The sequence below is a fragment of the Rhizobium sp. BK591 genome (genome assembly GCF_014195045.1).
GTDB classification, from domain to species: Bacteria; Pseudomonadota; Alphaproteobacteria; order Rhizobiales; family Rhizobiaceae; genus Rhizobium; species Rhizobium anhuiense.
In genome coordinates, this window is record NZ_JACIAZ010000012.1 from 18,821 (window position 1) to 31,603 (window position 12,783).

Genomic DNA, 12,783 nt, shown 5'->3' on the forward strand with positions numbered 1-12,783 from the left:
CGCGCCGATCATCGGCAACGTGCGGAGCAACCGGAAACCGTGAGATCGAGTTATGCCGCGCTCAGAAGTTCAGCGCTAACCGGCATTCCCATATGAAAGCCCTGGACACGGTCGATGCGAAGATCCTTGAGAAGGGAAAATTGTGCTGCAGTTTCGACGCCTTCCACCAGGATCGTATTCCCACGATTGCGGATGAGAGCAATCATGTCCTGAAGCATCATCAAACCGCGTGGGTTCGAGCTGTCGTGCAGGAAGGTTCTATCGACCTTGACCGTCTGAAACTCGATTGCCCTCAACCAGGAGAGACCCGCGAAGCCGCAGCCGAAGTCATCAAGCCAGATTTCGACGCCGAGTGCCCGCAGATCGGCAATGCATTTCAGCACCTCCGACTGCATATCCATGTCCAGGCCCTCAGTGACTTCCAAGGCCAGTCGCGACCCACAGACCCCGCACCGAGCAAGGATATCAGCGACACTGGCAGCAAAGCCGGGGGAACGCAGTTGTATTGGCGATACGTTGACGCTGACGGTAGCCATCCGATCGGTCATCAGTATATCACGGCATGCCGTCTCGATCGCCCACCTGCCCAGTTCGAGGATAGCGCCACTTCGTTCTGCAACGGGAATGAACGTCTTCGGCGAAACCGCGGTGCCGTCCGGCATCCTGAGGCGCATCAAAGCCTCGACAGCTCTTGGTTTCTCGTTCGTCACGTCGAAGATCGGTTGGTACACCAGCGAGACCAGTTTGCGATCAATGGCGGCCGCCAGCAGCGGGACGAGTTTACCAGCATAGTCGTCGGGGCGAGGCAACAACGGATCAAAACTACGAATGCAGTTTCGGCCACTTGCTTTGGCATTGTAGAGAGCGAGGTCGGCTTCACGGACTATTCGTTCAACTTTCTCTCCAAGTTTCTCGCGGGTGAAGGCGACGCCGATGCTGACGGTTACGATCGACATATCATCTGGTCGCTCGTCGTGAGCAATCGCCAGAGACTCGACTTCCATTCTGATCTTCTCGGCGAGAACCATCGCGACCTTGGGGAGGGCAGCCGGCACGACCACGATAAATTCCTCGCCACCATACCTGCCGATCATGCCATCTGACGACTCTACAAGTGCCTTCAGCGCATTGGCGATGACAGTCAGGCATCGGTCTCCTTCCTGATGTCCGTAGCGGTCATTGAAGCGTTTGAAAAAGTCGACGTCGATGAGGAACACGGAGAAGTCGCGGCGTTCGTCTTTCCAAGCGGCCCAGCATTCGTCGAGTCGCCGATCCAGCGCGCGTCTGTTGCTTATGCCTGTCAGGTAGTCAGTATGTGAAAGCTCGAGCAGGGACCTTCCGCGCTCGGACGCTTCCCAGTGCTGGTGGCGCGCCTCCGCCGCGTTCAGCAACACGTTTCGACGCTCCACGTTCAAGCGCCAATTGACGAAAGACGTGAAGACAAAGCACGAAATGTAGAACAACCCGAAGGCAAGCTTGTAGGTTTGGCTTGAAGGAAAAAATTCCTCGATCGTAACGAAAAATGCGCATAGAACGAGGCTCGAGGTGATCACCGAAAGCCGAAACGGGAAACTGAAAAAAAGGTTGGCGCCCATCATGAAGATGGCGCCGAATATCATGTAGTATGACATGGCGGTGACGTCGCGGGTGGCAATCGCCGGGTACAGCCAGCCCACATAGCCCACAAGCAGCGCAGCGGCACATGTGATGTCAAGCCAGACGGTTTTCGCATTTGCCAGTCGCAAGATTTCGAAAGCCAGCAGAGCGACCGTTGCAACGACGAATCGCGCGGCGATCGTCACAGGGGCAACATCGGGGATCAGCCATCGGTCTGGAAGTGCGAAGGCCACATAAACGGCGACCGCCATCCAAAGACCATGCCGTGAGCTCTGCCTTCGGACAGCATCATTTTCAGATTTCAGAGACTTGAGGGCCTCGGCAAATGAAAAGCTGGCGGTTGGTTCGTCGCGCTGGACGTTAGCGCAAGCCGCGATCATGCAACAACACCGGTCTGACAACGATCTAAAGTAAGTTGAAAAGTAAGCCATACTTCGGCGCCCTCCAAAATCACGTTCGGCAACCTGCAACCGGTTTGTCTTATTGCTTAGCTTTGTTAGAGGGGTGGCATCTGACCCGCAATAGTAGAAATACCCTTATCCCGTGTAGATTCTAGTCGCATCCTATTTCGAGGTTGATTATGCTTAATGCTATGTCAAAGAGGTCTCGAAATGGTACAAAGCCTGGTCTTGGACGGTGAAAGTCTTGTCGCGCCAGGTGAAATTCGTCGGGCGGCAAGGAGGCTTGCTGCCCCAGATCCCGGCCACCTTATCGTTGCGAGTGCCGAGCTTGCCCTCAGCCTTGACGTGTCGATCCGTCAGTTCAAATCCGGCGTCGAGCCTCATGCGATCATCGAGCGTCTGACCGCCGCCTTGCATCAGATACGGCGGCGCTTTCATCCGGAGGTATGGGACGTCATCGTTCCGATCGCGCAATCTCATCCAGTTGCTCACTATCTTCATCAAGATCCATTGACCCGCTGGTCGTTCGAAAAGCCGCGCGGCTATTCTGGCGACGCACGCCTTCTCGACTTCATCTACGGCAGACCTGAGATTGAGGACGCTGTCTTATCGGCCAGCAACTTGGGCCGTTCGATCTACGCCTACACTCGAAATGCTTCGTCATCCCTAGCGGTAAGGGAGCGTCGAGACATTCTGGCTCGCCGCGTTGACGAAATCGCTTCGGCGCGGCCTGGTTCCACCGAAGTCCTCGCCATCGCGGCGGGGCATCTTCGTGAGGGGCCTTTGTCGCACGCTCTCGGTGCCGGCGCGATCAAACGCTGGGTGGCTTTGGATCAAGACCCGATGAGCGTTGGAACCGTAGCCCGCGATTTCGCCGGCACATCCGTCGAGGCGATGAGCGGTTCGGTCAAATCCCTGATCGGTGGAAGACATGCGCTGGGAATGTTCGATTTCGTCTATGCCGCAGGTCTCTACGACTATTTGCCGGACCCGGTCGCCGTAAAGTTGACCAAGAAGTGCATCAGCATGCTCAAGCCTGGCGGCACATTCCTGTTCGCCAATTTCTCTCCGGAGACGGAGGTCGATGGCTATATGGAGACATTTATGAACTGGGCGCTGCTGTTGCGGTCAGAACGAGAGATGGGCTTGATCGCCGGTGAAAGCGTGACGGGGACGGATATGAAGGTGTCTGTTTGGTCCGGCTCAAACCGCAGCATTGTCTACTGTGAAATTCAAAGACCGCATTAGGCCCCACGTTGGCTCGACGGCTTGCCGAACTTCAGCGCCTGCTCGGCCGCCAAGGTCGCGCTGCGCTGGACAACGGGGCGCAACATGCTGCGCCCCTTGCTCATCGACGGTTGCCGAGGACTGTTACCGAGCGCTGTCGATGATTGCGCCGCCGTCGGGGGTAAGGCTGTAGCCCGTGATGAACTGCGAATCCTTGCTGGCCAGGAACAGCACCACCGGCGCAATGTCGTCTTCCGGCGAGCCGAAACGCGCGAGCGCGCTCATCGGCGGAGGAACCTCCTTTTCCGCAGCCCCCCAGGTGTCGGCGATCGGCAGGACGTTGTTGACGGTGATCTTGTCCGCACCCCATTCGCGCGCCGCCGTGCGGGTCAGGGCGCGCACCGCCTCCTTGGCCATGTTGTACGGACCATAACCAGCCAACCCGCTGGTGCCGGCCATCGAGCCGAAATTGATGATCCGGCCTTCTCCGCTTTCCCTCAGATGAGGATAGCAAGCCTGCATGAAGCGCAGATAGGCGATCGGCCCAGTGTCGAAGTTGCGTTGCAGTTGTTCGACTGAGAGGTCGATGACCGACGACAAGACCGCGGAGCCATCGAAAGCATTGTTCACGAGAATGTCGATGCGGCCGTAGGCAGCGACAACCTTGTCCACCGCGGCCGTGATCTGATCGGCCTCTCCGACGTCGCAGACGGTGCCGAGTGCTGCGCCGCCCGCTTCGACGATTTCAGCGACAACGCGTTCGACGCTTTCGGATGTCCGCGAAAGAATTGCGACCTTCGCGCCTTCGGCCGCAAACAACTTTGCCGTGGCACGGCCAATGCCGCGGCTTGCGCCTGTGACGATGGCAATTTTTCCATTGAGTCGACCCATTTCTATCTCCTTGATTTGGGTTGGGATTATCGGACCTCAGTGCGCAGTGGCCTGGACGTAAGGGGAGGGGACGTCGCGGGCGTCGTTCTGCGTCATGAATGAGGTGACCAGCAGCGCCAGGCCGACCGCCGCTGGCAGAGCGCCGGCGGGTTTTCGAACGCCGACATGGGCGAGGCCCGACAGCAGCAGGTGAAAGAAGATGCCGGCATAGGCGAGATCGCTGAGCGGCACGCTGACGCGGGAAAGGATCGCGGCCGGGCCGAGAACCTTGATGATGATCATGAACGGAATGAGATAGGAAGCTTGGAATCCGAGTTCCGCCAGAACCTGGCGAACCCAGTCTCGCTTGGTGACATAGATGGCGGCTGAGGCGAGGTAGAGCACGGATAGAAGCGCCGTGCTGACCCAGTACACGTAAAATTCAGGCATGAGTTCATCCCTGTCGCTGCCCACGCAGCAACATTCCTCTCGTCGAGTCTGTCGGTTTGTTTTTGGGAGGCGCCTTTCTGCGCTCCCTTGTGCACGCAGAGAAATGTCGTCTAAGATTCATATTTGCAAGTAGGATGAATTACTTGCTGTTAGTATGGAAAAGCAGACCATGGTTGAAGAAGAAGGCAATATGCATGAGGAGATGCGTCGCGCATTCGCGTTGCTTTCGGGAAAATGGAAGCTGGAAATCATGTGGCTGCTCAATCAGCGGGTCTATCGGTTTGGCGAATTGAGGAAGGCTATTCCCGGCATCACCCAGCACATGCTGACGGCGCAACTTCGTGAGCTCGAAGCAGACGGCCTCGTGTCCCGCACCATCTTTGCGGAGGTTCCTCCGCGCGTCGAATATGAGATCACACAAAAGGCGCGGGGCCTCGGCCCCACCATGGAAGCTTTGACGGCATGGTGGAACGAGTACGGCAAGAGCGTGCCGGTGAAGCCGAGCGCACGCGGCCGGAAAGCCAGGGCATGATGCTAAAAAGTGCGCGCGGTCTTGAACTGCGCCGGGCCGGTCGCCGGCAATAGGTTCACGAAAGACTCGAACCGAACTTGTCCCAGCCTTCCTTGATCGTCTCCATCGCGACATTGGTCGATGTGTTGGCAACGTGGGGCAGCGTCGAGATGCGCTCGCCGAGGACGCGGCGGTAGCGGCCGATATCGCGTGTGCGGATCTTGAGCAGATAGTCGAACCTGCCGGCGATCATGTGGCACTCTTCGACTTCCCTGATCTTCTTGATGGCGTCGTTGAAGCTTTTCAGCGCATCTTCGCGGGTATCGGAAAGCTTCACCTCGACGAAAGCGATATGGTCGAGCTGCATTTTCGATGGATTGAGGACGGCCTTGAAGCCCTCGATATAGCCGTCGCTGATGAGCCGCTTGAAGCGGATCTGGCACGGCGTCTTCGAGAGGCCGACACGCGCCGCGAGATCGGTGATCGACAGTCTGCCGTCCTCGGCAAGAGCCGCGAGGATTTTTCTGTCGAACTGGTCCAATTCACTAAAGATGTCAGGTTCAGTAGCCATTTTAACTCTCAAGAATGCTTTAATAAGTTCATACAGGCTGAAAGCTGCGAAAATCAAGTGAGATCGCGATCGGCGATCTGTGATACCTTATGCATCGGCAATGGGATGGAAGGCGCAGGCGCTCGACGCATCGTCGGGATCGCATCGGCGCCGCAGGAAAAATGGGGTCACGCATGCGTAGGGAAGAACCGGATGACGATCAGAAGCTGGACCTGCTCGCTCACTACCGGCCGGTGGCGATAAGAGCGGTTGCAGCGGCGCTCACCCTCAAGCGCAACAGGCCGGATGCGCGTCCGCTTCGCGAGACGGAATATTCCGGCCCTGTTGTCTCGGACGACGCTGACTGGGACGATGAACCCGGCGTCTCATTCATCCGTTAAAACCAGATATCGACCGATAGGGACCTTCATGTTGAACGCAGCGATCGACACTCCTCCATCCAAAGACCCCGCCGACGGAGCGCCGTTCTCGGCCTTTGCGCCACCGATCCGGCCGCAATCCGACCTTCGCCAGGCGATCACGGCAGCCTATCGCCGGCCGGAAACCGAATGCCTGCCGCCGCTGGTCGCCGCCGCGCGCGTCTCCGAGGCGAAACGCTATGACATCCGCAGCACGGGCCGCAGCCTGATCGAGGCCTTGCGCGCCAAGCACAAGGGCACCGGTGTCGAAGGGCTGGTGCAGGAATATTCGCTCTCCAGCCAGGAAGGCGTGGCGCTCATGTGTCTTGCCGAAGCGCTGTTGCGCATTCCCGATACCGACACGCGGGACGCGCTGATCCGCGACAAGATTGCCGAAGGCAACTGGACCTCCCATATCGGCGGCGGAAAATCCCTGTTCGTCAACGCCGCCACCTGGGGTCTCGTCGTCACCGGCAAACTGACATCGACGGTCAACGACCGGAGCCTGTCGGCAGCCCTGACGCGGCTGATCGCGCGCGCCGGCGAGCCGGTTATCCGTCGCGGCGTCGATATGGCGATGCGCATGATGGGCGAGCAGTTCGTCACCGGCGAGACGATCGCAGAGGCGCTGAAACGCGCTCGGCCGCTCGAAGCGCGCGGCTTCCGCTATTCCTACGACATGCTGGGCGAAGCCGCGACGACTGCCGCGGACGCCGAGCGTTATTTCAAGGATTATGAAAAGGCGATCCACGCCATCGGCAAGGCGTCGGACGGGCGCGGCATCTATGACGGCCCAGGCATCTCGATCAAGCTTTCGGCCCTGCATCCGCGCTACGTGAGGTCGCAGGCCGACCGGGTGATGGGAGAGCTGCTGCCGAAAGTCAAGGCGCTGGCCGTTCTCGCCAAGACTTATGATATCGGCCTCAATATCGATGCGGAGGAGGCTGATCGGCTGGAGCTTTCGCTAGACCTCCTCGAAGAGCTTTGCTTTGCCCCGGAGCTTGCCGGATGGAACGGGCTGGGCTTCGTCGTGCAGGCCTATGGCAAGCGCTGCCCCTTCGTCCTCGACTACATCATCGATCTGGCACGCCGGTCCGGGCGCCGGATCATGGTCCGTCTCGTCAAGGGCGCCTATTGGGATGCGGAGATCAAGCGCGCCCAGCTGGACGGTCTCGACGACTATCCGGTCTATACCCGCAAGATTTACACCGACGTCGCCTATGTCGCCTGCGCGCGCAAGCTGCTGAACGCGCCCGATGCGGTGTTCCCGCAATTCGCCACGCATAATGCGCAGACGCTTGCCACGATCTATCACCTGGCCGGTCCCGACTTCGCGGTCGGCAAATATGAGTTCCAATGCCTGCATGGCATGGGCGAACCGCTCTATGACGAGGTCGTCGGCAAGGAAAAACTCGACCGGCCCTGCCGCATCTATGCGCCTGTCGGAACGCATGAGACGCTGCTCGCCTATCTGGTGCGGCGCCTTCTCGAAAACGGCGCCAATTCCTCCTTCGTGCACCGCATCTCCGATCCGAATGTCTCGGTCGAGGCCCTGGTCGCCGATCCTGCCGAGATCGTCGCAGCCATGCCCGTCGTTGGCCTTCCGCACATCCAGATCGCCTCGCCAAAGGCTCTTTACGGCAGTGCCCGCGCCAATTCCGACGGCCTGGATCTCTCGAATGAGGCCACCCTCCTGGACCTGTCGCAGGCGCTCGCCTCTACCGCGGCTGCCCCATGGCGTGCGCTTCCCCTCCTTGCCGACGGCTCGACGGATGGGGTGACGCGCGAGGTTCTCAATCCTGCCGATCACCGGGACGTCGTCGGCACGGTCACGGAAGTGAAGGTCGAGGAGGCAGCCCGTATCGTTGCGATGGCCGCGGAACATGCGCCGCAATGGGCGGCCGTGCCGCCGGCCGAGCGTGCGGCCTGCCTGGATCGGGCGGCCGACATCATGCAGGCCCGCATCAAGACGCTGATGGGCATCGTCATGCGCGAAGCCGGCAAATCCGCGGCCAATGCCGTCGGCGAGGTGCGCGAGGCGATCGACTTCCTGCGCTACTATGCCGATCAGGCACGCAAGACCCTCGGGCCGTCGCATGCGCCGCTCGGCCCGATCGTCTGTATCAGCCCGTGGAATTTTCCGCTGGCGATTTTCACCGGACAGGTCGCCGCAGCCTTGGTGGCCGGCAATCCCGTGCTTGCCAAACCTGCCGGCGTCACGCCGATCATCGCCTCGGAGAGTGTGAAGATCCTCCACGAGGCGGGTGTGCCGGTGGGTGTCCTGCAGTTCGTGCCCGGCAGCGGCCGCCTCGGCGCCGGCATGGTCGGGGCTCCGGAAACGGCAGGCGTCATGTTTACCGGGTCGACCGAAGTGGCTCGCATGATCCAGGCGCAGCTGGCAGAACGGCTGTCGGCGACCGGCAAGCCGATTCCGCTGATCGCCGAGACGGGCGGTCAGAACGGTATGATCGTCGACTCCTCGGCATTGGCCGAGCAAGTGGTGGCCGACGTCATTGCCTCGGCTTTCGACAGCGCCGGCCAGCGCTGCTCTGCGCTTCGCGTTCTCTGCCTTCAGGACGATGTGGCCGACAGGACCCTCAATATGCTGAAGGGCGCCTTCCGGGAACTGACGATCGGCCGCACCGATCGGCTGAGCATCGATGTCGGCCCTGTCATCAATGACGGCGCAAAGGCGGAGATCGACCAGCATATCGAGAAGATGCGCGGCGCCGGCCGCAAGGTGGATCAGCTGCCGCTGCCCGAAAGTGCCGCGGCGGGGACGTTCGTTCCGCCGACGATCATCGAAATCAAGTCCTTGTCGGACCTGACGAGAGAGATCTTCGGACCGGTTCTGCATGTCGTCCGCTTCAAGCGAAACGGGCTCGACCGCTTGATCGACGACATCAACGCATCGGGTTACGGCCTCACATTCGGACTTCACACTCGGCTTGATGAAACGATCGCGCATGTGACCAGTCGCATCAAGGCCGGAAACCTCTACGTCAACCGCAACATCATCGGCGCGGTCGTCGGCGTGCAGCCTTTCGGTGGTCGCGGCTTGTCAGGCACAGGGCCGAAGGCCGGTGGTCCGCTCTATATCGGCCGGCTGGTGCAGCGTGCGCCCGTGCCGCCGCAGCAGGACTCCGTTCACACGGATCTCGCCCTTCGCGACTATATTGTCTGGCTCGACAAGAAGGGCTTGCCGGGTGAGGGGGAAGCGGCGCGTGGATATGCGAGCCGTTCGGCACTCGGGCTCGAACGCGAGCTCACCGGTCCGGTCGGCGAGCGCAATCTCTACGCGCTCCATCCCCGCGGCCGTATTCTTATCGTGCCGCAGACGGAAGGCGGGCTTCATCGACAGATCGCCGCAGCCCTTTCAACCGGCAACCGCATCGTCGTGGATGCGGGTTCCCTATCCAAATCGGTCCTGGCGGACCTTCCGGCGGCTGTCGCCGGCCGGATTTCCTGGACATCGGATTGGGAAAAGGACGGGCCGTTCTCGGGCGCGCTCGTGGAAGGCGATCGCGAAAGGGTTCTGGCCGTCAATCAGAAGATCGCTCACCTGCCCGGTCCGCTTCTGCTGGTCCAGGCGGCGACAACCGAGGAACTGGCAAGCGACCCCGAGGCCTATTGCCTGAATTGGCTGCTGGAGGAGGTGTCGACGTCGATCAACACGGCGGCTGCCGGCGGCAATGCAAGTCTGATGGCCATTGGCTGAGCAGCAAAACGAGGGCGCAAAAAATGCGCCCTCGGCCGCGTCTTGCAGGTCTCGATTAACTCGAGACGGAAAAGAGGTCCTCTTCCCGGGATTCAATCTCGATGCCTCGGCTTATCAGAGCGACGGGCGGCGATCCCGTCGCGACACGGTATTGGTGGCGTGAGGACAGACGATTGGAAAGGTAGTTTCAGGCAGGATTCGCACTGGTGACCCAACGATGCGGTTTACTGCTAAGAGATTGGTGTTCATCTGCCTCGTCTGGAGCGACCGTCGCCGGGCTCGAGGTCGTACTTACAGGCCGTTATCGGTGACCGCTGCTCAAGCGCAGCGAGGAGTTGCTTGCAGGTCCGCGGGGAGCACGATCTCCTTTCCCATACCGGCGGGCCTTACTGCGATTCACGTCATGCCGGTGGAGGGAGATTCAGTCGAAGAAGCCCGCATCCTCTTCCCTGAGATATCTCCTGGCCGCTTCGGCGTCGATATCCAGCCCCAGCCCCGGCGCTTCCAGTAGGTCCACCATGCTGTCCTTCACGATCTGCGGCGGCAAGCCGACGACCAGATCCTCCCACCAGGGGTCGCTGGCGCTCGGATATTCGAACGCGATGTAATTTGCGGGCAGGGTGGCGCAGACATTGATCAACGCGCCGAGGCCTAGCAGGCCGTTGGCGACCCCGTGCGGTGCCATCAGGATCGAGTGCATGTAGGCGTGTTCGGCGACCCATTTGAGTTCGGCAATACCGCCAATATCGGCTGGATCTGGGCCGATGACGCGCACCGCCTGCGTCTCGATCAGTTCCTTGAAATTGTGCCGCAGGTAGATCTGCTCACCAGTGTGGATTGGCGTGGAGGTGGAGGTTGTCAGTTCCCGATAGGCCTGCGGATTGACCCACGGTACATAGTCGCCAGTCAGCATGTCCTCGAGCCACATCAAATTGTACTTCTCGACCGCGCGAGCGAATTTGATCGCATCGGGCAGCATCCAGCCCGGGCCGCAGTCGAGCGCCAGGCTGACCTTGTCGCCCAGCACTTCCTTCATCGCGATCACGCAGTCGAGCATGTGGTTGAAACCGCGCTCGCTGATCATGCCCTGATCCATGGCGCCGTGATAGCCGGCCTTCTGCTGCGTCACGCCGTAGTGGAAACCCTCAATGGTGTCCTTCATGTTGGAGTGAAACGAGATTCCTTGCTTGATCATGAAGAAGTTCTGCGGCTGCTCCATCATCCATTTGACGTCAGCGGCGTAATCTTCCGGCCGGTCGCCCGTGCGTTTCCGGCGGATCGAGCCGTTGTAGACGCGCACCTTGTCGCGCACCTTGCCGCCGAGCAGTTTATAGGCGGGCACGCCCGCGGCCTTGCCGGCAATGTCCCACAGCGCATGCTCGATAGCGCTCACCGCCGCACCGTACGGCTTGAATGAGCCGCGTTGGCGGATCTTCAGCATCACTCTCTCGACGTCGGTCGGGTCCTCGCCGATCAGCGCCTCACGGAAGTGCAGCACCCAGGGCTTGAGGTAGGACTTGGTGAACTCGACTTCGCCCAAGCCATAGAGACCCTCGTCCGTGACGATGCGAACGATCGGGTGTTTGCCGATAACGGCGCATCGCAGATCGGTGATCTTCATCTTGGTTCCTTTTCGCCTCAGCTCCAGGTGCGATCCCAGGAATATTCATCGTCCCAGTGATCCGTGGGCTGCCAGATGCCGGTGACACCCGGCTGTAGATGCTGCGAGATCACCTCGTCGACGACGTCGTCAATTCCCAGGCCCGGCTTGTCCGGAACAGTGATAAAGCCGTCCTTCACGAGCGGCTTGGGAAGGCCGGTGACGATATCGTCCCACCAGTCGACATCGACAGAGTGGTATTCGAGCGCCATGAAATTTTCGGTCGCGGTCGCCACATGTGCGGCAGCCATTGCGGCGATCGGACTTTCCGCCATGTGGATAGCCATGGCGACACCATGGTCCTGCGCCATATCGCCGATCTTCTTGGTCTCGAGGATGCCCCCGCTGGTGAGCAGGTCCGGATGGATAACGGAGAGGCCGCTGCTTTTGAGCAGGGGCTCGAAGCCCTCCTTGAGGTATATGTCCTCGCCGGTGCAGATCGGCACCGTGGTTGCGTCCTGCAACTGTCGGTACTGCTCGGTGTACTGCCACGGGATCACATCCTCGAGCCAGGCTGGCACGTATTTTTCGATACGCCTGGCGAGGCGAATGCCGTTCTGCACTGAGATGTGGCCGATGTGGTCGATGGCAAGCGGAATATCCATGCCGATGACCTCACGAACCTCGGCAATGTATTGCTCAAGGAAGTCGAGGCCCTTGTCGGAAAAGTGGAGGCCGGTAAACGGGTGCGGGACGTTATGCACATCGTATGCCGCGTTGCGGATGCGGCGCTCTTCAATGGTCTTCAGCGGGCCGCGGCCGGGGTGGTCACGGTATCCTTCAAGCGAGCCGGCAGGAGACACGACCGCACCGGGCACATCCGCAATCTGCATCAGCCCCAGATCCATCTTGAGGAAGGTGAACCCCAGCTCCATGCGTTGCTTGAGGCGCCTGCCGGTCTCTGTGCCGCTCGGCACGGTGGCGTCGGTGTCGCAATAGACGCGCACTTTCTCCCGAAACCGGCCGCCGAGCATCTGGTAGATGGGGACGCCATAGGCCTTGCCGGCAAGATCCCACAAGGCGATTTCAACCGCCGATACACCGCCGCCTTGCCGCCCGTGCCCGCCGAACTGCTTGATCCGGCGAAACAGGCGGTCGATGTTGCAAGGATTCTCGCCAAGCAACCGGCTCTTCAGCATCAGCGCGTAGGTGGCGCTGGCACCGTCGCGCACCTCGCCAAGCCCGACGATGCCCTGGTTGGTGTAGATCTTGAGCAGCACTGAGGTGAACGGCGCGCCGACAATTTCGGCTACCCGCATATCGGTAATGCGAAGGTCGGACGGCTTGGAATGCGTATTCACCCGATTGAGCGCTTCGTCGGCTTCATCTGCCTCTGGCATGATTTATCCTCGTTCTGTCG

Annotated in this window: 10 protein-coding genes; 4 read left to right on the top strand and 6 right to left on the bottom strand. The window is 60.3% G+C overall.

From position 1 onward, the window contains the following. Positions 1 to 50 precede the first annotated feature (50 nt). Complete coding sequence (locus FHX10_RS33630; RefSeq protein WP_063473473.1) at positions 51 to 2,048, bottom strand: putative bifunctional diguanylate cyclase/phosphodiesterase; 1,998 nt, start codon at positions 2,046 to 2,048, stop codon at positions 51 to 53. A 180-nt stretch (positions 2,049 to 2,228) separates the two neighbouring features. On the opposite strand from FHX10_RS33630, the gene FHX10_RS33635 reads away from it, so the two are divergent. Continuing rightward, a complete protein-coding gene (locus tag FHX10_RS33635; RefSeq protein WP_028756995.1) occupies positions 2,229 to 3,266 on the top strand; it encodes a class I SAM-dependent methyltransferase in 1,038 nt (345 codons plus the stop codon). A 123-nt stretch (positions 3,267 to 3,389) separates the two neighbouring features. On the opposite strand, the gene FHX10_RS33640 is transcribed toward FHX10_RS33635, so the two are convergent. Together FHX10_RS33640 and FHX10_RS33645 are read right to left on the bottom strand one after the other, a co-directional pair. Then, positions 3,390 to 4,136: an SDR family NAD(P)-dependent oxidoreductase gene (locus FHX10_RS33640; protein WP_063473474.1), complete on the bottom strand. Its 747-nt coding sequence runs from the start codon at positions 4,134 to 4,136 to the stop codon at positions 3,390 to 3,392. Between the two features lie 36 nt (positions 4,137 to 4,172). After that, positions 4,173 to 4,565, bottom strand: a complete 393-nt coding sequence (locus FHX10_RS33645; RefSeq protein ID WP_063473500.1) for a DoxX family protein — start codon at positions 4,563 to 4,565, stop codon at positions 4,173 to 4,175. A gap of 154 nt (positions 4,566 to 4,719) precedes the next feature. Here FHX10_RS33645 and FHX10_RS33650 point away from each other — a divergent pair, with 154 nt between their 5' ends. After that, positions 4,720 to 5,097 (top strand): winged helix-turn-helix transcriptional regulator, encoded by a 378-nt coding sequence (locus FHX10_RS33650; RefSeq protein ID WP_028756998.1) that lies wholly within the window; start codon positions 4,720 to 4,722, stop codon positions 5,095 to 5,097. Between the two features lie 55 nt (positions 5,098 to 5,152). Here the strand turns inward: FHX10_RS33650 and FHX10_RS33655 are convergent, their stop codons facing one another. Continuing rightward, complete coding sequence (locus tag FHX10_RS33655) at positions 5,153 to 5,647, bottom strand: Lrp/AsnC family transcriptional regulator (protein WP_063473475.1); 495 nt, start codon at positions 5,645 to 5,647, stop codon at positions 5,153 to 5,155. Positions 5,648 to 5,820: 173 nt separating this feature from the next. Between FHX10_RS33655 and FHX10_RS33660 the strand changes: the two genes are divergently transcribed. Together FHX10_RS33660 and putA are read left to right on the top strand one after the other, a co-directional pair. After that, positions 5,821 to 6,027 (top strand): hypothetical protein, encoded by a 207-nt coding sequence (locus FHX10_RS33660; RefSeq protein WP_047619595.1) that lies wholly within the window; start codon positions 5,821 to 5,823, stop codon positions 6,025 to 6,027. A 28-nt stretch (positions 6,028 to 6,055) separates the two neighbouring features. Further along, on the top strand, positions 6,056 to 9,763 hold the full coding sequence (gene putA, locus FHX10_RS33665; protein ID WP_063473476.1) for a trifunctional transcriptional regulator/proline dehydrogenase/L-glutamate gamma-semialdehyde dehydrogenase: 3,708 nt from the start codon (positions 6,056 to 6,058) through the stop codon (positions 9,761 to 9,763). 421 nt (positions 9,764 to 10,184) lie between these two features. Here the strand turns inward: putA and FHX10_RS33670 are convergent, their stop codons facing one another. Together FHX10_RS33670 and FHX10_RS33675 are read right to left on the bottom strand one after the other, a co-directional pair. Continuing rightward, positions 10,185 to 11,384 (bottom strand): mandelate racemase/muconate lactonizing enzyme family protein, encoded by a 1,200-nt coding sequence (locus FHX10_RS33670; protein ID WP_063473477.1) that lies wholly within the window; start codon positions 11,382 to 11,384, stop codon positions 10,185 to 10,187. Positions 11,385 to 11,401: 17 nt separating this feature from the next. After that, the gene (locus tag FHX10_RS33675; RefSeq protein WP_048338738.1) at positions 11,402 to 12,763 is read right to left on the bottom strand and encodes a mandelate racemase/muconate lactonizing enzyme family protein; all 1,362 of its coding nucleotides are present in this window, start codon (positions 12,761 to 12,763) and stop codon (positions 11,402 to 11,404) included. Positions 12,764 to 12,783: the final 20 nt, after the last annotated feature.